The organism is Collinsella sp. An307, assembly GCF_002161805.1.
GTDB lineage: Bacteria > Actinomycetota > Coriobacteriia > Coriobacteriales > Coriobacteriaceae > Coprousia.
The window spans coordinates 39,706-61,426 of sequence record NZ_NFIP01000008.1; the positions used below are offsets into that span (position 1 = coordinate 39,706).

At 63.7% G+C, this 21,721-nt stretch carries 22 protein-coding genes; 10 read left to right on the plus strand and 12 right to left on the minus strand.

Going from position 1 to position 21,721, the window contains the following annotated elements; genetic code table 11:
• The first annotated feature begins 10 nt into the window (after positions 1 to 10).
• Positions 11 to 1,192 (plus strand): MupG family TIM beta-alpha barrel fold protein, encoded by a 1,182-nt coding sequence (locus B5F89_RS07605; RefSeq protein WP_087431185.1) that lies wholly within the window; start codon positions 11 to 13, stop codon positions 1,190 to 1,192.
• A 74-nt stretch (positions 1,193 to 1,266) separates the two neighbouring features.
• Here the strand turns inward: B5F89_RS07605 and B5F89_RS07610 are convergent, their stop codons facing one another.
• Positions 1,267 to 2,808: an alpha-L-arabinofuranosidase C-terminal domain-containing protein gene (locus B5F89_RS07610; RefSeq protein ID WP_087431186.1), complete on the minus strand. Its 1,542-nt coding sequence runs from the start codon at positions 2,806 to 2,808 to the stop codon at positions 1,267 to 1,269.
• 286 nt (positions 2,809 to 3,094) lie between these two features.
• On the opposite strand from B5F89_RS07610, the gene B5F89_RS07615 reads away from it, so the two are divergent.
• The 3 genes from B5F89_RS07615 to B5F89_RS07625 all read left to right on the plus strand — a co-directional run bounded on the left by B5F89_RS07615 (position 3,095) and on the right by B5F89_RS07625 (position 6,591).
• Positions 3,095 to 4,705, plus strand: a complete 1,611-nt coding sequence (locus B5F89_RS07615; protein WP_087431187.1) for a PTS transporter subunit EIIC — start codon at positions 3,095 to 3,097, stop codon at positions 4,703 to 4,705.
• Positions 4,706 to 4,826: 121 nt separating this feature from the next.
• A complete protein-coding gene (locus B5F89_RS07620; RefSeq protein WP_087431188.1) occupies positions 4,827 to 6,182 on the plus strand; it encodes a 6-phospho-alpha-glucosidase in 1,356 nt (451 codons plus the stop codon).
• A 169-nt stretch (positions 6,183 to 6,351) separates the two neighbouring features.
• Entirely contained in the window at positions 6,352 to 6,591 is a 240-nt protein-coding gene (locus B5F89_RS07625) for a hypothetical protein (protein WP_087431189.1), read from the plus strand.
• Positions 6,592 to 6,672: 81 nt separating this feature from the next.
• Here the strand turns inward: B5F89_RS07625 and B5F89_RS07630 are convergent, their stop codons facing one another.
• The 6 genes from B5F89_RS07630 to trxA form a co-directional block, all read right to left on the minus strand.
• Positions 6,673 to 7,389, minus strand: coding sequence for a hypothetical protein (locus B5F89_RS07630; RefSeq protein ID WP_087431190.1), 717 nt, complete (start codon positions 7,387 to 7,389; stop codon positions 6,673 to 6,675).
• Positions 7,386 to 8,141, minus strand: a complete 756-nt coding sequence (locus tag B5F89_RS07635; RefSeq protein WP_087431191.1) for a MurR/RpiR family transcriptional regulator — start codon at positions 8,139 to 8,141, stop codon at positions 7,386 to 7,388. The genes B5F89_RS07630 and B5F89_RS07635 overlap by 4 nt, the downstream gene beginning before the upstream one ends.
• Before the next feature lie 93 nt (positions 8,142 to 8,234).
• Positions 8,235 to 8,750, minus strand: coding sequence for a PTS glucose transporter subunit IIA (locus tag B5F89_RS07640; protein WP_087431192.1), 516 nt, complete (start codon positions 8,748 to 8,750; stop codon positions 8,235 to 8,237).
• Between the two features lie 278 nt (positions 8,751 to 9,028).
• Entirely contained in the window at positions 9,029 to 9,472 is a 444-nt protein-coding gene (gene nikR / locus B5F89_RS07645; RefSeq protein WP_087431193.1) for a nickel-responsive transcriptional regulator NikR, read from the minus strand.
• Between the two features lie 2 nt (positions 9,473 to 9,474).
• The gene (locus B5F89_RS07650) at positions 9,475 to 9,723 is read right to left on the minus strand and encodes a hypothetical protein (protein ID WP_087431194.1); all 249 of its coding nucleotides are present in this window, start codon (positions 9,721 to 9,723) and stop codon (positions 9,475 to 9,477) included.
• A 200-nt stretch (positions 9,724 to 9,923) separates the two neighbouring features.
• On the minus strand, positions 9,924 to 10,244 hold the full coding sequence (gene trxA / locus B5F89_RS07655) for a thioredoxin (RefSeq protein ID WP_087431195.1): 321 nt from the start codon (positions 10,242 to 10,244) through the stop codon (positions 9,924 to 9,926).
• Between the two features lie 263 nt (positions 10,245 to 10,507).
• Between trxA and B5F89_RS07660 the strand changes: the two genes are divergently transcribed.
• Positions 10,508 to 11,095, plus strand: a complete 588-nt coding sequence (locus tag B5F89_RS07660) for a hypothetical protein (RefSeq protein WP_087431196.1) — start codon at positions 10,508 to 10,510, stop codon at positions 11,093 to 11,095.
• Positions 11,096 to 11,230: 135 nt separating this feature from the next.
• Here B5F89_RS07660 and B5F89_RS07665 read toward each other — a convergent pair whose 3' ends face one another.
• On the minus strand, positions 11,231 to 11,479 hold the full coding sequence (locus B5F89_RS07665; RefSeq protein ID WP_143758352.1) for a 4Fe-4S binding protein: 249 nt from the start codon (positions 11,477 to 11,479) through the stop codon (positions 11,231 to 11,233).
• A 299-nt stretch (positions 11,480 to 11,778) separates the two neighbouring features.
• Between B5F89_RS07665 and dnaK the strand changes: the two genes are divergently transcribed.
• The 4 genes from dnaK to B5F89_RS07685 all read left to right on the plus strand — a co-directional run bounded on the left by dnaK (position 11,779) and on the right by B5F89_RS07685 (position 16,034).
• On the plus strand, positions 11,779 to 13,683 hold the full coding sequence (gene dnaK / locus B5F89_RS07670; protein WP_087431198.1) for a molecular chaperone DnaK: 1,905 nt from the start codon (positions 11,779 to 11,781) through the stop codon (positions 13,681 to 13,683).
• Between the two features lie 2 nt (positions 13,684 to 13,685).
• Positions 13,686 to 14,534 (plus strand): nucleotide exchange factor GrpE, encoded by an 849-nt coding sequence (locus B5F89_RS07675; RefSeq protein ID WP_087431199.1) that lies wholly within the window; start codon positions 13,686 to 13,688, stop codon positions 14,532 to 14,534.
• A 59-nt stretch (positions 14,535 to 14,593) separates the two neighbouring features.
• Positions 14,594 to 15,553 (plus strand): J domain-containing protein, encoded by a 960-nt coding sequence (locus B5F89_RS07680; RefSeq protein ID WP_087431200.1) that lies wholly within the window; start codon positions 14,594 to 14,596, stop codon positions 15,551 to 15,553.
• A 67-nt stretch (positions 15,554 to 15,620) separates the two neighbouring features.
• Complete coding sequence (locus B5F89_RS07685) at positions 15,621 to 16,034, plus strand: helix-turn-helix transcriptional regulator (protein ID WP_087431201.1); 414 nt, start codon at positions 15,621 to 15,623, stop codon at positions 16,032 to 16,034.
• A gap of 174 nt (positions 16,035 to 16,208) precedes the next feature.
• Here B5F89_RS07685 and B5F89_RS07690 read toward each other — a convergent pair whose 3' ends face one another.
• A complete protein-coding gene (locus B5F89_RS07690) occupies positions 16,209 to 17,018 on the minus strand; it encodes an energy-coupling factor transporter transmembrane component T (protein ID WP_087431202.1) in 810 nt (269 codons plus the stop codon).
• Positions 17,002 to 18,900, minus strand: coding sequence for an energy-coupling factor transporter ATPase (locus tag B5F89_RS07695; protein ID WP_204230646.1), 1,899 nt, complete (start codon positions 18,898 to 18,900; stop codon positions 17,002 to 17,004). The genes B5F89_RS07690 and B5F89_RS07695 overlap by 17 nt, the downstream gene beginning before the upstream one ends.
• 127 nt (positions 18,901 to 19,027) lie before the next feature.
• Between B5F89_RS07695 and murB the strand changes: the two genes are divergently transcribed.
• The gene (murB, locus tag B5F89_RS07700) at positions 19,028 to 19,987 is read left to right on the plus strand and encodes a UDP-N-acetylmuramate dehydrogenase (RefSeq protein WP_087431204.1); all 960 of its coding nucleotides are present in this window, start codon (positions 19,028 to 19,030) and stop codon (positions 19,985 to 19,987) included.
• Between the two features lie 29 nt (positions 19,988 to 20,016).
• On the opposite strand, the gene B5F89_RS07705 is transcribed toward murB, so the two are convergent.
• Together B5F89_RS07705 and B5F89_RS07710 are read right to left on the minus strand one after the other, a co-directional pair.
• Complete coding sequence (locus B5F89_RS07705) at positions 20,017 to 21,090, minus strand: FAD:protein FMN transferase (protein ID WP_087431205.1); 1,074 nt, start codon at positions 21,088 to 21,090, stop codon at positions 20,017 to 20,019.
• A complete protein-coding gene (locus B5F89_RS07710) occupies positions 21,083 to 21,610 on the minus strand; it encodes a Gx transporter family protein (protein ID WP_087431206.1) in 528 nt (175 codons plus the stop codon). Before B5F89_RS07710 ends, B5F89_RS07705 begins: the two co-directional genes overlap by 8 nt.
• Positions 21,611 to 21,721 lie beyond the last annotated feature (111 nt).

The window sequence follows — 21,721 nt, forward strand, 5'->3', positions numbered from 1 at the left end:
AGGAGGTTTTATGGTCAAGCTGGGAGTCTCGGTCTACCCGGAGCAGGAGTCGGCAGAAGAGCTCGCTTCGTATCTCGAGCGTGTGGCGGCTGCCGGTTTCAAAAAGGTGTTTACCAGCATGTTCTCGGTCGACGAGGGGGCAGATGCTCTTGTGGAGCGTTTTGGGTCGCTCGCGGCTCGCGTGCACGAGCTCGGCATGGAGCTTTCGGTCGACGTGAATCCCATGCTCTTCGACCGCATTGGAGCCGCAGCCGATAACCTCGAGATTTTCCACCGTATGGGTATCGACGTCCTGCGCATGGACATGCCGTTTTTTGACGAGCGCAACGCCGCGCTGATTGAGAACCCCTACGGCATTGGCATCGAGTTCAACGCCATGATGGAAGACCTGCTCTGCCGCTTCATTCCGGCCGAGCTCATGCCCAAGGTCGCGGTGTGCCACAACTTCTATCCGCAGCGCTTCACGGCAGAAAGCGTCGAGGCATACTGCCAGATGAACTCCTTCTGGAAGGCGCGCGGTGCGCGGGTGGGCGCCTTTGTGAGTAGCCAGTGCGAAGGCGCGCGCGGCCCCTGGCCGGTCCGTGAGGGCCTGCCCACGGTGGAAGATCACCGCGACATGCCGCTGGAGCTCCAGATTCGCCACATGCTGCTGCTCGGCGATGTGGACGAGATTCTGATTGGCAACGAGCCGGCAACTGACGAGGAGCTCACCGCGGTGGGCGCCCTTATGTGCAAGCTTTCCGGCGAGGAGGAGAAGGAGGACAGGGCTGCCGACGACCCGACGCGCCAGTTCGACGGACTTGCCGCCCTCTTTGGTGCAGGAGAGCGGACGCTTCTCCATATTGACCTTGATGAGGACATCTCTGCTGTCGAGCGCTCGATTGCGCTTGATTACCGCCGCCATAGCGACGGAGGCGACGGCACCGAGTACATGCTGCGCTCCCGCATGACGCGCATGTCCTACCGCGGCCAGGCGATCGCCCCGCGCGCCTGGGCGGAGCCCATGTTCCACCGTGGTGACATCGTGGTGGTGAACGATAACCTCGAGCACTATCGCGCCGAGCTGCAGGTTGTGCTCAAGGACATGCCCAACGACGGGCAGCGCAACCACATCGGCCACATTGTACCCGAGGAGCTTTTCCTGCTCGACGCGCTGGGTCCGCGCATCACCTTCCTGCTTGAGGAAGCGTAAGCCAACAACTGCCGCGACGCGATGGTTGGACGCGCCCGCCTTGCGATGAGGCGGGCGCGTTTGTGTAAAGAAGCTTACCTGACGTGCAGAGCGGTCCAGCTGACCGGGGGCAGCGTGATGCGAATTGTGCCGGACGCCGCGTCGAGGGTCGCTGTGTCGTTGGTGTGGGGCACTACGCGCTCTTGGTCTTGTAGTGTGTTGGCAGCAAAGAGGTCGTCATCGTGCAGGGTGTTCGCTTCGACTGCGCATACGGTGCCGGGCACCTTGATCTCAAACTCGCAGGAATCCTTCAGCGAACGGTTGGTGGCGAACACGGCAAGCGTGCCGTCGGCGCAGCGTATGGCAACTGCGTTGATACCGTCGACCTCGCCATAACGGCTCGTGCATACGGGGTCCGAGGCGAGTTTTGGCTCCAGTGCGGTGCCGCCTTTTGCCAGGCGTGCCGTTGCAGAGAACGGATAAAACGTGGTCTGGCGCCAAGCCGGCCCACCCGGTTCGGTCATGATAGGCGCTATGACATTGACCAGTTGAGCAAAGCAGGCAGCGTGCACGCGGTCAGCGTTTTTGAGCAGCGTGATCAAAAGGTCGCCAAAGACCACGGCGTCCGCTGCCGAGTATACGTCCTCGAGCAGGTGCGGGGCGACCGGCCAGTTGTCGATGCCCTCGGGGACCTTGCTCGGCTCCTCCCCTTGGTACCAAACGTTCCACTCGTCGAACGAGATAAAGACGTCATGTTCGCTTTTCAGTCGTGCCTTGGTGGCGTCGATGATGGCGGCGACATCTTTGATGAATCCGTCCATATCCACGCCCGAGGCGAGGAAGCTCGCCATATCGCGCGTGCCGTCATCGTTGCGTTGCGGTTGGTAGTACGCATGGCATGAGATAAAGTCAACGTTCTCGTAGGTCTTCTCGAGCACGGTTTGTTCCCATGCGCCAAAAGTTGGCATGTCGTGTGACGAAGAACCGCAGACGACGAGCTCCACAGTCGGGTCGATCTGACGCATGCCTGCTGCCACCGACGCTGCGAGCTTGCCGTAGTCCTCGGCAGACTTGTGCCCGAGCTGCCAGGGTCCATCCATCTCGTTGCCCAGGCACCACATACGGATGCCAAACGGCTTCTCTGCGCCGTTGGCGCGCCGCTGCTCAGAGAGCTCGGTTCCCTCGGGCACGTTTGCATACTCCAGGAGGTCGAGCGCCTCCTCAAGGCCGCGCGTGCCGAGGTTTACGGCCTCCATTAGCTCGTTACTGCCCGTTGCCGCAAGCCATGCGGCCATCTCGTGTAGGCCAAATTCGTTAGTCTCAGTGGAGTGCCAGGCAAGGTCGAGGCGATGCGGGCGCTCGTCTTTGGGGCCTATGCCGTCTTCCCAGCGATAACCAGATACAAAGTTGCCTCCGGGGTAGCGAACGGTGGTGACTCCGAGCTCCCTGACAAGGTCGATGACATCCTGCCGGAAGCCGGATTCGTCGGCGGTCGGGTGCCCGGGCTCGTATATGCCGGTGTAGACGCAGCGACCAAGATGCTCGACGAACGAGCCAAACAATCGGTCCTGGACGGCGCCAACTTCAAAGTCGTCGTCTACGACAAGGCGTGCCGAGAGATGGTTCTGCTGATCCATGGGATTCCTTTCGCTCGGGGCGTGCGCTCAGCAGGCGGGTTAGTGACAGGGTGAGCGCAATTCGGTTCTTTTTCACGTTTCTGCCGTGAACGGTCGAAAACGGCCTGTAAACGGTTTTATACCGAAAAGCGTTTTTTCGGACGCCGTTTCGTTCACGGATTTCTATCTTGTTCGTACAAGATCCACGTGACAGGCATAATGCAAATCGGAACGAGATTGCGGCCGCGTTTCTCTAACCACAAATGTCCTAAACAAAGACCCAGTCTATTTGAGGGGAGTGGGGTCAATGAAGGTAGATGTGGCTGGAGTCATGAAGCGCTTTTCTGGCGCGATGATTCAACCTGTTATGTTTCTGTCGGTCGCCGGCATCATGTTGGCGCTAGCCTCGGTTCTGCGCCTGACCTATATGCCCGCAGCTGTTATTGGTGTGGGAGACTTTCTCTACAACCTGTTCATGAACGGCTTCATCAACAACTTGGTTGTTATCTTCGTTGTTGGTCTTACCTGCGCGTTCGCAAAAAAGCAAAAGACCGATGCGGCGGTCGTCGCTATCGCGTCGTTCCTTTGCTACCTGTACGCCGATAACTACTGGCTGAACCTTACCGGAACGCTCGCGCAGCCTGCAGCGGACGGCTCCTTCTATGGAACCGGACAGGCCATGGTACTCGGCGTCCAAGTTGTAGACATGGGCGTGTTCATCTCGATTATTCTCGGCTGCATTAATGGATGGATCTACAACAAGCTTTGTGACGTGCAGTTCCCTGATGCCGTGCGCATCTACGGCGGCACTAAGCTGGCCTTCCTCGTTTGCTGCCTCGCCGCGGCGCTCCTCGGCGTAGCTGCCACGTACTTCTGGCCGCCTGTCGCTAGCGGCATCTCCGCCCTTCAGGGCTTCATCGAAAACGCGGGATACGCGGGTCTGTTTGTCTACGGCTTCCTGAACCGCATCCTCATCCCGACCGGTCTCCATCACCTTGTCTGGATGCCCTTCAACTACACGAGCGTCGGTGGCGTGGCCGAGATCGCCGGTCAGGTTTATCAGGGCGCCGTGCCCATCTACACCGCTGAGATCGGTAACATCGCAAGCATCACCTCCGTCGATCCGTCTGTTCGCTACATCGTCTTCGGCTTCTCCAAGGTCTTCGGCTCCATTGGCTGCGTGCTTGCCTTCATCGCGACTGCCAAGCCCGAGAAGCGCGCCCAGACCAAGGCCCTGCTGATTACGTCTTGCTTCACTGCGGTGCTCGCTGGCATCACTGAGCCGCTTGAGTTTACCTACCTCTTTGTGTCGCCGTTGCTGTTCCTTGTGCACTCGCTGCTCGACGGTATCTTCCAGACGCTGCTCATCGCTGTCGGCTATCTGGCGCAGTGCGGTTCGATCATCGATATCATCACGGCCGCTATCATCATCCCGTGGGATATGTCGCACATCTACCTCATCGTTCCTGTTGGCCTTGCTGCCATCGTCATCTGGTTCCTGGCCTTCCGCTTCTTCATCCTGAAGTTCGACCTCAAGACCCCTGGCCGTGAGGACGAAGGTGAGGAGATCGACCTCTCCAAGATGAACCGCAAGGCGTTTGAGGCGCAGAAGGCAGCCGGCGGCGCAGCGGTGGCGGTTGCCGGCGGTGGCACCGCGGTTGTGGATGATGACGCCACGAACGTCCAGCACATCATCGACGGCCTGGGCGGCCCGGACAACATCGTGTCGCTCATGAACTGCTTCACCCGTCTGCGCATCGACCTCAAGGACATGAACCTCATCAACGAGGACGAGGTCAACAAGTTCAAGAACTCCGGCATCGTCCGCGGCAAGAACAACGTCCAGATCATCGTGGGCATGAAGGTCCAGGACGTCTTCGAGAAGGTCATGGTGGCCCTCGGTCGCGACCTCGAGTAACGCATCCCTCTCAGGATGGGGTAACCCGCCCGGCCCGGTATGGGGTCCGGCCGGGCGGGAATTACCCCAATCATCGGTAACCCGCCGGCGGCAGGAGCCGGCAGTTAGAAAAGGAGTACCCATGAACGAGAACAAGAAGTTTCGCATCTGCATCGTCGGCGGCGGCTCCCGCTACACGCCGGGCATCCTGAAGATGCTCGTGGCCGAGAAGGACCGCTTCCCGATCTCGACCATCGTGCTTTACGACAACGAGGCCGAGCGCCAGGAGCGCGTCTGCGGCTACGGCAAGGTGCTGCTGCGCGAGTACTATCCCGAGTGCGAGATCATCCACACCACCGATCCCGAGACCGCCTTCACCGGCATCGACTTTGCCTTCATGCAGATTCGCGCCGGCCGCCTGAAGATGCGCGAGTCCGACGAGAAGATCGCCCTCAAGCACGGCTGCATCGGCCAGGAGACCTGCGGTGCCGGTGGCTTTGCCTACGGTATGCGCTCCGTGCCCGCGGTGTGCGCCATCATCAAGGACATCCGCAAGTACGCGCCCGAGGCTTGGGTGCTCAACTACTCCAACCCCGCGGCCATCGTCGCCGAGGCCACCAAGCGCGTCTTCCCCGGTGACTACCGCATCATCAACATCTGCGACATGCCCGTCGGCATCATGGGCATGTACGCCCAGGCCCTCGGCCTCCCGTCGAAGCAGCTTGAGCCCCGTTACTTCGGTCTTAACCACTACGGCTGGTTCACCCACATCTACGACAAGGTGACCGGCGAGGACTACCTGCCTAAGCTCAAGAAGATGTTCGCCACCCCCATGCAGGATGACGAGCACACCGGCCACGAGGTTGACGCCTCCTGGGCCGAGACCTTCCGCTTCATGTCCAAGATGGTGCGCGAGTGCGGCGACAAGTTCATGCCCAACACCTACCTGCAGTACTACCTCTATCCCAAGCACATGGTCTCGATCGAGAACCCCGACTACACCCGCGCCAACGAGGTCATGGACGGCCACGAGAAGCGCACGTTCGAGATGATCGAGGAGGTCATCGCCGCCGATAAGCTCAAGGGCACCAAGTACGAGATGACCGAGGAGGACTTCAACGACGGTCACGCCACCTACATCGTGGACCTCGCTTACGCCATCTCCCACAACACGCAGGACATCTTCCTGTGCATGACCGAGAACCACGGCATCATCTCCAACTTCTCCGAAGGCGCCATGGTTGAGGTGCCGGTCCGCGTGGGCGTGAACGGCGTCGAGGCCCTGAACGTGGGCGAGATCCCGACCTTCCAGAAGGGCCTGCTCGAGAACCAGTTTGCCTACGAGAAGCTCACCGTGGACGCCTGCCTTGAGGGCTCCTATGAGAAGGCGTGGAACGCGCTCACCCTCAACCGCTGCGTGAACGACACCGACACCGCCAAGGCCCTGCTCGATGACTACATCGAGGCCAACAAGGCCTACTGGCCCGAGCTCAAGTAAGTGCTCCTGGTGCCGGCGCGGCACCTCCCGCCGCGCCGGCACGGTCTGCGGGGACCGCGATCCCGCACTTCTTGCGACATGCGGTCGGGGGCCAAAAGCCCCCGGCCCTCTTTGGAGTTGTAGGCTGTCCACATGGGGCGGCCCGTATCGGACAAGGTAGGAGATTGCCATGACTGGTGTGCTCGTGCAGGCGCCGTTGGAGTTCCAGGCGCTGACGCTGCCCAAGAAATGCCTCTGTGTTGCCGAGATGCTCGTTGCCTACCTGTGGCCGCTTATCGGGCTTGTGGCGGCGCTTATCATGTGGCGGCGCAAAAGCCCGCTCATCTGGCGGTTCTGCGCCATTGCCGGCGCGGTCGCCAGCGTGGTGATCTATCTATTTGAGTTTGGCGGGGCGATGCTTGCGGCCTAGCGCCCTCGCTCCGTTTTGCCTCGCCTGGGCCCGCTATGCCCTCTCTTGAGTCCTCCGCCAAGCTCTCGCCTGTGCCCTCCGCTAGGAAAGGGCGCTCAGGCTCTCGCGCTCCATCAGGTAGATGAAGCGCTCGAGCGCGCGCTCCACAAGGGCAAGCGAGCCGGCGGCGAAGTAGTTTGGCTCGTAGGCGGAGAGCGCGGACTTGTTGCTCTTGATGGCAATGGCGAGGTTGGAGGCGCGCGCCACCGGTGTGTTGGCGTCTGCCGTCACAGCCACCGTTTCGAACCCGCATTGCACGCACTCAAGCGCGTCTTGCCAGCAGGCGAGTCCACTCTCGTTAAAGATGAGGGCGAGGCCCGCGTTACCGTCCTCAGACTGCTCGAGGCAGGCGCGGGCGATTTGCGGCGTATAGGGCATGGCGGTGAACTCGAGCGCGCCCAAGCGGTAGACAAGGAGACGCCGGCAGATATCGGCGTCACCCGTGCCCTGCAAAAGAACGCGTCCGCCACGATGGCGCATGAACGCTTGGGCAAGAAGGTCGATGCCGTTAGCGTCATCTCCCGTATGCTCGACGACGCGCCGGTTGTTTTTGAGATACTGGCCGAGCTGACCCACCATATCGCTCCAGCTCGCATAGCCGTAGCGCTTGGCGGCGCGGTAGACAGCGGAGCTCGAGATGCCGAGTTCCTCGGCAATAAGGCCTATGGTCGGTTTCTCGCCCGCGCGCAGATGGTTGCGTACCGCCTGATAGACGGCGCGATCGGATGCCTCGATATCTAGGGGGTTCTTGTGCCTCATGCGCTCGCCCCCTCGTCCGTAGGCTGGCTGGCGGGCAGCGGCGAGCGGTTGGAGCGGTGTGCCGAGTAAGCGGCAAGCGCGCTCTCAAAGAGCATGAGCACCTTTACGGGAAACATCTGGGTTACCGTGCTCGGCGTGCGTGCAAGCTTTATCGCCACATCGATATAGGGCAGGTCATCGGGAAAACCTGCGTCGATAATCGCCACGGTGGTGTAGCCGTGCTGCACCGCGTAAGAGAGGATGCCCTCGTAGGCGGGGCGCACGTTGACGTAGTTTTTGTCCGAGGCGGGAACTTCCTGCAAAAAGAAGAACATGACGCCGGCCTCGGGCGCTAGGGAGTCGAACGTCATGTAGTCGTACGAGGACACCGATGTAAGACGGAACATATTGAGCTTGCGGTTGACGTAGTCGGCCACGATGCCGATAGCCGGGTCGCCTCCCGAGTAGCAGATGTTGCGTTTGCCGCGGCAGCGCTCGAGGCAGTCGGCGAGCATGGCAACCGCCAGATCGAAGTCCCCTTCGGTCACGTGCTGCGGTAGCACGCGCGTGCTGTGGATGTTCGAGCTCGTCTGGTAGGCGTAGAGGTAATCCTTAAAGCCCGAGAACCCGAGCTTCTTCACGGTTTTGATGACGGTGCTTTTAGCGACATGGCAGGACGCGGCGAGTTCGGTGAGCGAGATTTCCTCGCGGACGGCGTTGCTCGCAAAGAGCTTCTCGATAATCTCGCGCTCGGTATCTGTCAGCCTCTGCATGTGTACCGAGCCTCCGTCCCCTGTGCCTGCTGTTGCGCCCTGCCTATCGCTTTCAAGTATAGCCTGTGCGCCTCCGTGGCGGCGCGCGGCGCGCTATGCGAACCAGATGGCGGTGTCCTGCGTGGTCACCGCTCCGTCGGCGTGCTTATGGAGCTCGCCTGCGCAGGTGTGCTCGGCAACGAGGCACATGGTCACCGGGTCAAACCCGGCTGCGCGGATCTTGTCGATGTCGATGTCGAGGAGCTTCTGGCCCGCTTCGACGCGCTCCCCCTGTGCGACGTGCAACGTAAAGCCGTCACCCTGCATCTCCACGGTGTCGATGCCCACATGGACCATGACGGTGATGCCGTTGTCGCCCGTGATGCCAAAGGCGTGACCGGTGGGGAAGAGCGCGTCAACGCTGCCGCTGACCGGCGCGATTACGGCGCTGTCGGTGGGGACGATGGCCACGCCGTCGCCCATGGTCTTGCTGGCAAACGCCTGGTCGGCAACGGTCGAGATGTCGGCGAGCGTGCCGGCGACGGGGCAGAGCACGCTCGGGGCTGCCGCCTCTGTCTGCGCGGCGGTGGTTTCGGCTTCCTTGTTGAAGAGTTTGGAGAAGAGTCCCATGGTGTTCCCTTTCTAGGATGGGGGATGCAGGCGAGCGCCTCATCCGACGAGTGGTTGCGCAGGCTCGAGGGTGCGCACAGTGGAGCTCCTCGAGACATGCAAAAACCCCGGCTAAAAACCGGGTTCTGCGGGAACACGCGATGCTATGCAATTCTTGCGACAGGGATAGTCTAGCTGCACGTTACGGCAGGGCGCCTTATGTGGCGACGCCGTCCCCCGAGCGGCCGCATCTTGTCGGTGGACGGCGCACGATTTGGCGGTTTTGCGTGAGGCGGTTGTTAGCGCTCGAGGCTTTCCTCGGTGGCGGCGCACGTGAGCTCGCCGTGCTTCACGCCGCGGAGGCCCAGAAGCTTGTCCGCCAGTTCGTAGACGCGTTCGCCGTGACCCTTGAGGGCGAGGATCTCCAAGCAGTTGTGATGATCGAGATGCACGTGCATGGTCGAGACGATCTCGTGCGTGTAATCGTGCTGAATGGCGTCGAGCTTGCGTGTGAGGTCGCCGGTGTGATGGTCGTAGATCATCGTGAGCGAGCCAATGACCTCGGCATCGGGGGTGCGTAGCTCGTCTTGCACCAGGGATGCCCGGATGAGGTCGCGGATGGCCTCGGAGCGGTTGGTCGCACCTCCCGAGCGCGCGATCTGCGCGTCAAAGGCCGCCAACAGATCGGCGGGAATGGCGATGGAGAAGCGGGCGAGCTCGCCTGCAGCGGGGTGCGTGCCCATGGCTAGACCAAGCGTACGGAACCGACGGAGTTGTGATCCGCCTCGATGGCGTCCTCGTATCCCTCGAGCGCAGCACGGGCCTCGTCGAGCGCTTTCATGGCGCGGGCGAGCTTGTCCTCGATGCGCTCCATGTCAAAGGCCTCGGTCGCATGATACAGGTCATGGCTCCAGCCCCGGGCAAGCTTGATGGTATCGTCCACCTGCTTCACGCTCATGGCGAGCTGGTTCATGTTCATTCCCACATCATGCATGGCCTGTCTCCTCTACAGCGCTTTAGGTCGGGGTGCGTGGCGGCAAGGCATAGCCTGCGCGCTTATCGTCGATTGTACCGTCAACGGAAATGCAGCGGTGCACAAAAATGCCCCGGGCAGCTCATGTGAGCGGGCCCGGGGCGAGCGTGGTGCGCTGCAGATTAAGGCGGGGGAGTCGCTGCCCTACCTCGTCGCAGCGCCTATAGGTAGTTCTCGAGCTCAGCGGCAAGGCGCGCCTTGGGCATAGCGCCCACCGTGCGGCCAACCTCCTGACCGCCCTTGAACACCACGAGCGTGGGAATGGACATGACGCCAAACTTCATGGCGAGGTCCTGATTCTCGTCGACGTTGCACTTAGCGACCTTGAGACGGCCAGCAAGCTCGTCGGCAAGCTCGTCGACAATCGGCGAAAGTGTGCGGCAGGGGCCGCACCACGGGGCCCAGAAGTCAATGAGAACGGGGAGCTCTTCGCTCATGAGTGCGCCAAAGGACTCGGCGGTGACGTTGGTGATATTTGCCATGGTTCCTCCTCGGGGGAGTGCGCGTGGGTTGCGCTTCGGTTGGTTACGTTTGGGGTTATACCCACAAGACCCGTCGTGTTTCACAAATGATGGTGCATCGCTGTCTTTTTTGTTCGTGCTGTGGCTGCGATGGTTGCGCACGGCGCCGGCCCGCGCCGCTGGCGAGCCGCTGAAGAGCCGCCGCGTCGGCGTATCCCGGCGTACAATGAGTGGGCAGATGTATGCCCGTGGCCGTGGCCGCGGATGTGAGTAGAGGAGGGGCGGTGTCCGTCTCGTCGCGCGATGTGCGCGCCTCCCGTTTGGCGGCGGCGCAGCAGGAATTCGAGGACCTTGCCGCAAGGGGCGTCCGCATAGATGGTGACGGGTTCTCGCCCATCGTGCTCGTCAAGGGCGACCTAAATGAGGGCGAGCAAGCGGGCGGCACGCTCCTAGCGGGAGACGACGGTCGCGCCCTGCGGGCGGCGCTGCTCAGGCTTGGGTACGCGCCGGAGGACTTCTGTGCCCTGTCCGCTGTTGCAGGGGAGGGCGATCCGTCCGTGGTAGATATGCCTGCCGCGGGTGAGCTCCTGGCGCCCGAGCTGTTCCGCGAGGCGCTCGAGGCGCTCGACCCCGAGGCCGTGGTGCTTCTCGACGATACCGCGGCGAGCGTCATGCGGGAGGCCTATGCAGACGCCCTGTCTCTCATCGAACAGTTTGAGGTGGCAATGCTCGAGCCGGGGCTCGTGGCGCACGTGCTGGGAAGGCGCGTGCTCGCCCTCGGGGGTTTTGAGACTGCCTTGCAAGACCCGGCGGCAAAGCAACGTGTGTGGGCTTATCTCAAGCAGCTCCCGCCCGCGGGCGCCCCGTACTGAGCATCTCGTTGAGGCGCTCGGCTCTAAACGCATAGATATATAAAAGAGGCCCCCTTGCGGGAGCCTCTTTGGTGAGCTTGCGCTCGTGCGAAGGCGTCGGCAAGACGCCTCTTCGACGGGTGAGTCGGATAAGGACTAGTCCTCAGCGATCTCGGTGATGGCGCCGGCCGGGCAGTTCTCCTGGCAGATGCCGCAGGCGATGCAGGAATCCTCATCAACCACGGTGGCAACGTCCTGGATCTCGAGGACGCCCTGGGGGCAGTCGTCAACGCAGACGCCGCAAGAGATGCACTCGTCGGCAGAAATTACGGGATGGGCCATGGTAGTTTCCTCCTCTAGTAGCGCCCGGCGTCCAGGCGTATGAGCCGGGTCTTGTGGCTTCAATATACCCCGGCATCGTCTATTTGCAAGCCCCTAATGCGACCAATTCATACCGTTCACCGAGTCAGCCGTGGTGAACAGTTGTGCACCTCAAGGGCGACTACCGCAACCTGCAGGTGGGCGGACTACAAAATCTTATATGAATTGACTTAGATTTTCTGAAACGTGGCGTATAGGGCAGCGTTTGGCGGGATAAGATAGGAGCGAACGAAAAAGAGCCGTCCTGTCACGCCGACAAGGAATCGGCGGCACGCGGCAGCGACCGGCGGGCGTCCCGCCCCCGGCAAAAGGAGGGACATCCTATGAGCAACAAGATTCTCGGTATCGACCTCGGTACCACCAACTCGGCTATGGCCGTCTTTGAGGGTGGCAACCCCACCATCATCGTCAACGCCGAGGGCGACCGCACCACCCCGTCCGTCGTCGGTTTCCGCTCCGATGGCGACCGTGTGGTGGGCAAGGCCGCTAAGAACCAGGCCGTGACCAACCCCAAGAACACCGTCTTCTCCATCAAGCGTTTCATGGGCCGCAAGTTCTCCGAGGTCTCCTCTGAGATCAAGACCGTGCCGTATACCGTCAAGGAGGGCCAGGGCGGCCGCGCCGTCGCCTCGATTGACGGTCAGGACTTCACGCCCGAGCAGGTCAGCGCCATGATCCTGCAGAAGATGAAGACCGATGCCGAGAAGTACCTCGGCGAGACCGTGACCGACGCCGTCATCACCGTCCCTGCCTACTTCAACGACGCTCAGCGTCAGGCCACCAAGGATGCCGGTAAGATCGCCGGCCTCAACGTCAAGCGTATCGTGAACGAGCCGACGGCTGCCGCGCTCGCCTACGGTCTCGACAAGCAGGGTACCGACCAGCGCATCCTCGTCTTCGACCTTGGCGGCGGCACCTTCGACGTCTCGATCCTGGACCTTGCCGACGGCGTCTTCGAGGTGCTCTCCACCTCCGGTGACAACCACCTGGGCGGCGACGACTGGGATCAGCGCGTCATCGACTGGCTGGCCGACAAGTTCCAGTCCGACAACGGTATCGATTTGCGCCAGGACCCCATGGCTCTGCAGCGCCTGAAGGAGGCCGCCGAGAACGCCAAGAAGGAGCTCTCCGCTGCCCAGCAGGCCACCATCAACCTGCCCTTCATCACCGCTGACGCTACCGGTCCGAAGCACCTCGACTACACGCTTTCCCGCACCGAGTTCGAGCGCATCACCCACGACCTGCTCGAGCGCTGCAAGCAGCCGGTCACCAACGCCCTGCGTGACGCCAACCTGCGCCTGTCCGATCTGACCGAGGTCATCCTCGTCGGTGGCTCCACGCGTATGCCCGCCGTGCAGGACCTCGTCAAGAAGATGACGGGCAAGCAGCCCAACATGTCCGTGAACCCGGACGAGGTCGTGGCCTGCGGCGCTGCCGTCCAGGGCGCCATCCTCGCTGGTGACGGCCCCTCGGACATCCTGCTGCTCGACGTCACCCCGCTGTCCCTTGGCGTTGAGACCATGGGCGGCATCATGACCAAGATGATCGACCGCAACACCACGATCCCGACCTCCAAGACCGAGATCTACTCCACGGCGGCCGACAACCAGACTTCCGTCGAGATCAACGTGCTCCAGGGCGAGCGCGAGCTGGCACGCGACAACAAGTCGCTCGGCAAGTTCCAGCTCACCGGCATTCCGGCTGCCCGCCGCGGCGTCCCGCAGATCGAGGTTACCTTCGACATCGACGCCAACGGCATCGTGAAGGTCTCCGCTAAGGACAAGGGCACCGGCAAGGAGCAGCAGATCACCATCTCCGGCTCCACCGCCCTTTCCGACGAGGAAGTCGATCGTATGGTGAAGGACGCCGAGGCTCACGCCGAGGAGGACAAGAAGCAGAAGGAGGAGGTCGAGGTCCGCAACCAGACCGACAGCCTCTGCTACTCCACCGAGCAGACCCTCTCCGACCTGGGCGACAAGGTGCCCGCTGACGTGAAGAGCGAAGCCGAGGCCGCTATCTCTGCTGCCAAGTCTGCGCTCGAGGGTTCCGACGTCGAGGCGATCAAGGCCGCCGGCGACAAGCTCCAGGACGTTGCCTACAAGCTTGCCCAGATTGTCTACAGCGACGCTCAGGCCCAGGCCGACGGTGGCGCTCAGGCTACCGCTGGCTCCGATGACGATGTGGTCGACGCCGAGTACGAGGTCGTCGACGACGAGGACGCGAAGTAATCATGGCTGCGCGCGATGCTCGCACGGAGGCGGACGTGACCGCCGCCTCCGCTGACTCTGAGGAGAAGGACGTGAAGATACCCGTAGAGGACGCCGACGAGGCCCGTGCCGACGAGGTTGCCGACGCTGCGGCCGAGACGCCCGTCGAGGGCGAGGGTGGCGAGAGCGCTGCCGCCGAGATGACCGAGGACGAGATGATCGAGGCCGCGATTCGCGCTGGCGAAGAGGCGGCGGAGAACGACTTCAAGGTCAAGTACGAGCAGGCCCAAAATGAGCTTGTCGAGCTGCGTCGTCAGCTTGCCGAAGCCGAGGAGACGTGCGACAGCGCCGATGCCCGCGTGCGCGAGGCTCAGGATCGCGCGACGCGCCTGCAGGCCGACTGGGAGAACTTCCGTCGCCGCACGGCTGCCGAGCGCATCGCCGAGCGCGAGCGCGCAACCGAGAAGCTCGTGACCGCGCTCCTTCCGGTGATTGACGATATTGAACGCGCCATCGACCATGCGCGCTCGCAGGAGATGGCAGACGACCTCAAGCAGTTCGTCGACGGCGTGGACGCGGTCCACACCAAGATGGTTGACGTGCTCGCGCACGAGGGTGTTGAGACCATCGACCCGGCGGGCGAGCCGTTCGACCCGCTCGAGCACCAGGCCGTTGGCCGCGTCGAGGACCCGAGCGTCTACGAAGAGACGGTGCGCGACGTGTACCAGAAGGGCTACCGCATGGCGGATCGTATCCTTCGCTCGGCGATGGTTACGGTGACCTATGGCGGCGCCAAACGACCGGCGCCGGAGCCCGAGGACGCTCACGAGGGCGATGCCGAAGGGGCAGAGCCCGAGGCGTCTCAAGAGTAAGTGGCGGGGCTCCGGGGCAGTGACCCCGGAGCCCTTTTATACGAAAGGGGGCAAGGCGTATGCCGCAAGGTAAGAATTTCTACGATGTTCTCGGCGTCAAGCGCGACGCCTCCGAGAAAGAGATCAAGAGCGCCTTTCGCAAGCTCGCTCAGAAGTATCACCCCGATGCGGGCGGCGACGAGGCCAAGTTCAAGGAGATTAGCGAGGCGTACGACACGCTCTCCAATCCCGATAAGCGCAAAGAGTACGACCAGCTGCTCATGTTTGGCGGCATTCCCGGTGCGGGTGGGCGCCCGGGTGGCGCCTACACCTACGCCGGCGGCCCCGGCGCGGGCGGCTGGAGCGATATCTTTAGCAGCATCTTTAACGGCGATGGGGCCTTTGGTGGCGACTGGGCCCAGGGCTTTGGCGGCATGGGCGGCCAGCGCGCCGCGTCACGCCCGCAGCGGGGCAGCGACCTGTCGCTTACCGTCGATGTCTCGGCCGAGGACGCCTTTATGGGCGCCACGCGCAAGGTGACCTACCGCATCCCCTCCACCGGCGAGCAGCAGGTCATCACCGTGTCGGTCCCGGCGGGCGCGGTCGATGGCGGCAAGCTCCGCTACAAGCGCAAGGGCGAGTACGGCGCAAACGGCGGCGAGCGCGGCGACTTGGTGGTCACCACGCACGTTGAGGAGCACCCGCTCTTTAAGCGCAAGGGCGCCGACGTAACCATGACGCTGCCCATATCCGTTGCCGAGGCGGCGCTGGGCTGCCAGGTAGATGTGCCCACCCCCGGTGGCGCCACGGTGCGCCTCAAGGTGCCGGCGGGCACGCAGACGGGCAAGACGTTCCGCTTTAAGGAGATGGGCGCCCCGGACGTGAAGCGCCGCGGTCGCAAGGGCGCGCTGCTGGTAAAGGTCGAGGTTGAGGTGCCGACGCGCCTGTCGGACGCCGAGCGCCGCGCCTTTGAGCAGCTGCGCGACCTCGACGAGAGAAACTACCGCGAGAACGTGGACCGGTATCGCGCAAGAGTGTAGGACGTGACGGCACCGCGCCCCCGTCCCGTGAGGGGTGGGGGCGCCGGCACCGAGGGAGTTGGTTGAGATGGCTCAGGCAGATCGCGACAAGCCGCTGTACATGATCAGCGTAGCGGCGGAGCTGACGGGTATGCACCCGCAGACCCTGCGCGTCTATGAGTCGAAGGGCCTCGTGAACCCCAAGCGCTCGGGCGGCAACACGCGCCTGTACTCGCGCTCGGATATCGAGCGGCTTGAGCTCATCAACCAGCTCACCGACGAGGGCATCAACCTTGCCGGTGTGGTGCGCATCCTTGACATGAAGGAGCGCGCCGAGAAGCGTGAGGCCGAGATTGAAGAGCTGCGTGCCCGCGTGCGCCAGTTGGAGGACGAGGTTGCCGAGTACAAGGTCCAGAAGAAGATCACCGCGCTCGTGCCGCGCGGCGGCTCGGCCGACCCGGAGCAGGTGCTCCGCGGCCTGTTGGGCGGCGGCGGTATCTAGGTTGTCCGGTGCGTGATGGCCGATAAGCTGGTTTAAGCCAGCATAAGCTGGTAAACGTGGTTTTGCGATGGCGTCGTTTTGCTAAAACCACGTTTGCCAGCGTTTTTGGGTGCTGGAGCGCTGGTAAACGCGGTTTTAAGGAATCGCCGCTTCGTACGAGGCGAGGTAAGCGGGTTATATGCCGAGCGCGAAGAGTGCAGCGAGGGTGACGAGGTAGGCGGCGGCCAGCAGGGCGAACGGCGCATCGCGGCGGACGACAAAGCGCAGCTCATGGTAATGGGTGCGACCTGCCGGCCCGGTGTAGCAGCGCGCCTCCATAGCGCGGCCGAGGTTCTCGGCGTGACGGAGCGCGCTGGTAAAGAGCGGCACCAAAAGCGGCGCGCATGCGCGGGCGTAGGCGATGGGGCCCTTGCCCTCAAGGTCTGCCCCGCGCGCTGTCTGAGCAGCGACGATATCGCGCGCTTCCTGCGAGAGCGCGGGCACGAGCCCAAGTGCGATGGAGATGATGAGCGCCGTCTCGCCCGCGGATACGCCCAAGCGTTCGAGGGGCCCCAAGAGCCACGCCAGCGCATCGGTGAGCCCGACCGGTGTGGTCGTGAGCATGAGAAGTGACCCGGCTACCAGCAGTAGGAAGAATCGCACGGTATAGAGAACGGCCGCCTCGACGCCTCCTGCATGGAGCGCGATGGGGCCGAGCGTGGCGACGATATTGCCCGTCTGGATGAAGAACAGGTTGATAAGCGAGGTCACGGCAAGAAAGATTGCTAGTGGCCGTACCTGCGCAAGAAGGCGCCCTGCGGGAACGCGGGACGCTGCCGCGACGGCGCCTACGGCAATGAGGGCGACGGCGAGGGTCGCGGGGCTTTGCACCATAAGGCAGCTCACCATGAAGGCGATGGTGGCAACGAGCTTTGCCCGCGGGTCGACGCGGTGGAGCGGTGAATTGGCGGTGTAGTACTGGCCGATGCTAACGCGAAGTGCCACGGTCCATCTCCTCGATAAGCGCGCGGGCGAGATCGGTGCCCGTAAGGGGGTATTCCGGCAGGCGCACGCCGTGTGCGGCGAGCGTGCGGGAAAGGGCGAGGGCCGCGGGCGTGCCAGGTGCGGCGCCCGAGGAGAAGACCTCGCGCGGCGTACCGTTTGCGACAACGCGCCCGCCCTCGAGGACCACGACGCGGTCGGCAAGCTCCGCCACATCGTCCATGTTGTGCGTGACCATAAGCAGGGTCGTGCCGTGCGCGCGGAGGCGCTCGATGAGCACGCGCATGCGCGCCTGACCGCGCGGGTCGAGGCCCGCCATGGGCTCGTCGAGTACAAGAACCGGAGTCTTGAGGGCAAGAACGCCGGCGAGAGCGACGCTGCGCTGCTGCCCGCCCGAAAGGGTGAACGGCGAGCGCGCGAGGAGCGCGGGCGCGGGCTCGAGACCCACGAGGGCAAGGGCGTCGTGCACGCGGGCGCGCACCTCGTCTTCGGTAAGGCCGAGGTTGCGCGGGCCAAAGGCAACATCGTCAAATACCGTCTCGGCAAACAGCTGGCGCGCGGGGAACTGCGATGCGTAGCCGATCTGCGCGCGCAAAAGCCGGCGACGGGCGCGGTCGGCAGTGTCGATGCCGCCGACGGCTACGCTGCCTGTCAGGGGATACTTGAGCGCGCAGACGAGCTCGACGGTGGTCGATTTGCCAGCGCCCGTGCGTCCTATGAGCGCGGTGAGCGATCCTGTGGGGACCGCGAACGAGACATCCGAGAGCGCGAGCGGCAGCTCCGCTTGGGCGGCGTCCCGGCGACGGATGAGCCCGCGCCGCCGGCGGGTGGGGCGATCGGCGGCGTAGGAGAACGATACGTGGGAGAGGCGCACCGCGGCTGCATCTGTTGCGTTGGAGCCCGCGGCGGGTGAGCCCGCGGTGGCAGGCGCGCTGTTGCGTGGGCTGGCGCCCGGTTGCTCGGGAGCCGCATTTTGGCGAGGGCTTGCGTGCATGCGCTCGGCAACAGCGCGGGCAAGTTCTTCGGTATCTGCTGTGTGCGGCAGCCCAGCAAAAACAGGGGAGCGACGGCCGAGTTCCTCGGCAAGGGCGGCGGCAAACGGCAGCTCGAGCCCCAGATGTCGGAGCGTTCCCCCCTCGGCAAAGACCTCGGCAGGTGTGCCGTTACGGGCGATGAGCCCGCGGTCGAGCACGACCACGCGGTCCGCGGCGAGGGCATCTTCCATGTCGTGCGTGACGTGAACGATGGTGATGCCTTGCCCGCGCAGGTCTTCGATGATGCGGCGGACGTCCTGCTTGCCGGCGTCATCAAGAAACGCGCCCGGCTCGTCGAGCAGGAGGATCTCGGGCTCCATGGCGAGCGCCCCGGCGATGGCGACCCTCTGGCGTTGCCCGCCCGACAGGTCGGTGGGGTCCGCCTGTGCGTAAGCGCTCATGCGCACGGCGGCAAGCGCGCGGTCCACGCGATCGGCAATCTCCGCGGCGGGCACGCCCAGGTTCTCGGGGCCAAAGGCAACGTCGTCGGCGACGATGCTCGTCACCATCTGGTCCTCGGGGCGCTGGAACACCATCGCACAGCGTCGGCGGACGGCGGCGGCATCGTGGGCGTTGGTGACCGGCTGGCCAAGAACCTCGACCGTGCCCTCGGTTGGGGTCAAAAGCCCGTTGATGAGCTGAATGAGGGTGGACTTGCCCGACCCGTTGGCGCCAAGCACGCACACGTGCTCACCGGGGGCGATGGTGAGGGTGACTCCAGCGAGCGCCTCGGCGCAGTTGCCCACGCATGCGGTGCCTTCCTCTGGCGCCGGCGCGCCGGGGTAGGAGAAGCACACGTTGCGCAGGGCAATCGCCGGTCGCGGCGCGGTTTGTGCGGTGTCGGTCTGCATATCCATAGGGGTTATGGTAACGGTAAAAGCGCGGGCGCGGTACGGTAGAATCGAGAGGATAGATCGCGGGCGCTTAGCGTCCACCGCCGCGGCGCGGTCGCGGCAACAACAGCGAAGGCGGTGCGCCATGCACGAATACGATAGCTTGAGCGAAGACGTTATCTGCACGCTTGCGGCAGCGGCGGGCGAGGACAATGTGGCGATGGTTGAGCCCATGAGCCAGCACACCACGTTTAAGATCGGCGGTCCGGCCGACGTGCTCGTCACGCCCGAGACGCCCGAGGCCCTCGTAAAGGTGCTCGACACCTGTGCCATCGCCGGCGTGCCCGTAACGATTGTGGGCAACGGCAGCGACCTGCTGGTGGGCGACCGCGGCATCCGCGGTGTGGTGGTGCTCCTGCGCGAGAACTACGCTCACATAGCCCTCGACGGTACGCGTATAACGGCCGAGGCGGGCGCGCTTTTGCGCGACGTTGCGCTTGTTGCGGCAGATGCCGGGCTCACGGGTATGGAGGCGCTCTCGGGCATTCCCGCTACGGTGGGCGGTGCCTGCTTTATGAACGCCGGCGCTTACGATACCTGCACGGCAGACGTTCTCGAGTCGGTGACGGTGTACGTGCCTGGCGGTCCGGACGAGGGTGCGGCGCGCCTGCGTGGCACGGTAAAGACGCTCGGTCGCGACGAGCTCGGCATGGGGTATCGCAAGAGCCGCGTTGCCGTCGAGGGGCTCATCGTCATCTCTGCCACCTTTAGCCTCTCACCGGGTAACGCTGCCATGATTCGAGCGGATATGGATACCTACCAGCAGCGTCGTGAGGAGAAGCAGCCGCTTGAGCTGCCGAGCGCAGGTTCCACGTTCAAGCGCCCCGAGGGGTACTTTGCCGGCAAGCTCATCATGGATGCCGGCCTTGCCGGTGCGCGCGTGGGCGGGGCCGAGGTCTCGACCAAGCACTGCGGCTTTGTGGTCAACACCGGCGGTGCCACGGCGGCCGACGTATGCGCGCTCATCGAGCACGTGCAGGATACGGTTCGTGAGAAGTTTGGCGTCGAGCTCGAGCCCGAGGTGCGCCGTATCGGCGAGTTCTAGGTGCGAACCCGCCCAGTGAGAGCCCTCAGCTAGTCGGTAAGCTCCTGCCACCGCGCGCTCTCGCGCGTGGAGCCGTCGGCCAGAATGAAGTAGGCGGCGGTGTTCTCGTAGCTATCCACAAGGGTGATGCCGCGTTCGCTGCCTGCCACAAAGAGTGCCGTCGACAGGGCGTCTGCCTGCGTGGACGAGGGGCAGCAAACGGTCACGCTCTCCACGTCGGTCTCAACGGGCATGCCTGTTTGAGGGTCGAGAATATGCCAATACGTGACGCCGTCGAGTTCAAAGGTGCGTTCGTAGAGGCCGCTCGTCACAAGCGAGACCGCGCCCGCGCTGGTATCCGGCGTGCTCGTGGCATGTACGTGCGCCGTTCCCATCACGGTAGATCCGCCGGGGTCGTTGGGGTCGCGGATGCCGATATCCCACGAGCCGCCATCGGGTTTGTCCCCATAGCAGATGATGTTACCGCCGAGCGAGATGACGGCGGCGGTCGCCTTGGTCTTTGCGCGCAGGGTCTCCACCAAACGGTCGGCGATGAAGCCCTTGGCGATACCGCCGAGGTCGAGTGCAGCCTGCGCGTCGGCAAGCGTAATGGTGGGTGCCTCGGGATCAGAGGTATCGACTGCAACACCGCGCCAATCGACATGGGCGAGCGCGGCGGCAATCTCCGCATCGCTCGGGCGGACGCCTTCCGCAAAATCCCAAAGCTGCGACACTGCGCCGATGGTGATGTCAAAAAGGCCGCCCGCCTCGGCGCAGAAGGCGAGCGCCTGCTCGACGACCTCTGCCGTTGCGGGGTCGACCGTCACGGGCGCGCCGGCAGCGGCGTTTACGCGCGCAATGTCGCTCGCAGGGTCGTAGAGGTCAAACAGCTCGTCGTAGCGGGCGCACTCGCGCGCGAGCAGGGCGGGCGCGGTCGCGTCGCCATAGACGGTAAACGTGCAGTAGGTGTCAAAGGCAAAGGTAGAGCTCGTACTCGGTTCAGCTTCCGCGTTCGCCTGATCGCGGGGGGCGTCGGTAGCGTCGCTGCTTTGGCAGGCGGTGAGCGCCGCTGCCGAGGGGGCGGCGAGTGCGGCGAGGGCAAGGAGGGCACGACGGCTAAGCACGAGGGCCTCCTTCTGGAACAGCGGCAAGAAGCGCGCGCACAAGGATGCCAATCACAGCACCGCACAGCGCCCCCGCTATGGCGAGCACGGGCGTGTTCACCAGGGCGACCTGCGGCGAGAGCAGAAGGGCCACCATAAGGAGCTGGCCGGCGTTGTGTGCGATGCCACCCAGAATCGAGGTGGCGACGACCGAGAAGAGGCCGCTTCGCCATGCGAGTGCCATCACTGCCCAGGACAGCGCGCCTCCGGCGAGGCTGAAGGCGAGCATCTGCGGGTTGGCGAAGAGAATCGTCGAGCAAAGCACTTTGGCGAGCATGAGAAAGACGGCGGGTCGCGCACCCAAGCGCACGAGCGCAAAGAGCACAACGGCGTTGCCGAGGCCAAGCTTGACACCCGGCACCGTGACGGGCAGGGGCACGAGCACCTCAAGATAGCCCGCGATGAGGGCAAGCGCCGTGAGGGCGCCGTAGAGCGCCGCGCGACGGGCGGGGGAGGTCGGTATGTTCGCTCGATTTTCCATGCGCACCAGTATACGCGAGCCACGGCGGTTGTTTGTGTTACACGGTTTGGTCAAATGGGGGTGTGCGTAGCCCTGTGATGTGTCGGGCAGATTTCCTCGGCATCAGTATTA

Coding starts and splice junctions, on each gene's coding strand:
- B5F89_RS07605 (WP_087431185.1), top strand. CDS start 11: ATGGTCAAGCTGGGAGTCTCGGTCTACCCGGAGCAGGAGTCGGCAGAA.
- B5F89_RS07610 (WP_087431186.1), bottom strand. CDS start 2,808: ATGGATCAGCAGAACCATCTCTCGGCACGCCTTGTCGTAGACGACGAC.
- B5F89_RS07615 (WP_087431187.1), top strand. CDS start 3,095: ATGAAGGTAGATGTGGCTGGAGTCATGAAGCGCTTTTCTGGCGCGATG.
- B5F89_RS07620 (WP_087431188.1), top strand. CDS start 4,827: ATGAACGAGAACAAGAAGTTTCGCATCTGCATCGTCGGCGGCGGCTCC.
- B5F89_RS07625 (WP_087431189.1), top strand. CDS start 6,352: ATGACTGGTGTGCTCGTGCAGGCGCCGTTGGAGTTCCAGGCGCTGACG.
- B5F89_RS07630 (WP_087431190.1), bottom strand. CDS start 7,389: ATGAGGCACAAGAACCCCCTAGATATCGAGGCATCCGATCGCGCCGTC.
- B5F89_RS07635 (WP_087431191.1), bottom strand. CDS start 8,141: ATGCAGAGGCTGACAGATACCGAGCGCGAGATTATCGAGAAGCTCTTT.
- B5F89_RS07640 (WP_087431192.1), bottom strand. CDS start 8,750: ATGGGACTCTTCTCCAAACTCTTCAACAAGGAAGCCGAAACCACCGCC.
- nikR (WP_087431193.1), bottom strand. CDS start 9,472: ATGGGCACGCACCCCGCTGCAGGCGAGCTCGCCCGCTTCTCCATCGCC.
- B5F89_RS07650 (WP_087431194.1), bottom strand. CDS start 9,723: ATGCATGATGTGGGAATGAACATGAACCAGCTCGCCATGAGCGTGAAG.
- trxA (WP_087431195.1), bottom strand. CDS start 10,244: ATGGCAAATATCACCAACGTCACCGCCGAGTCCTTTGGCGCACTCATG.
- dnaK (WP_087431198.1), top strand. CDS start 11,779: ATGAGCAACAAGATTCTCGGTATCGACCTCGGTACCACCAACTCGGCT.
- B5F89_RS07675 (WP_087431199.1), top strand. CDS start 13,686: ATGGCTGCGCGCGATGCTCGCACGGAGGCGGACGTGACCGCCGCCTCC.
- B5F89_RS07680 (WP_087431200.1), top strand. CDS start 14,594: ATGCCGCAAGGTAAGAATTTCTACGATGTTCTCGGCGTCAAGCGCGAC.
- B5F89_RS07685 (WP_087431201.1), top strand. CDS start 15,621: ATGGCTCAGGCAGATCGCGACAAGCCGCTGTACATGATCAGCGTAGCG.
- B5F89_RS07695 (WP_204230646.1), bottom strand. CDS start 18,900: ATGCAGACCGACACCGCACAAACCGCGCCGCGACCGGCGATTGCCCTG.
- murB (WP_087431204.1), top strand. CDS start 19,028: ATGCACGAATACGATAGCTTGAGCGAAGACGTTATCTGCACGCTTGCG.
- B5F89_RS07710 (WP_087431206.1), bottom strand. CDS start 21,610: ATGGAAAATCGAGCGAACATACCGACCTCCCCCGCCCGTCGCGCGGCG.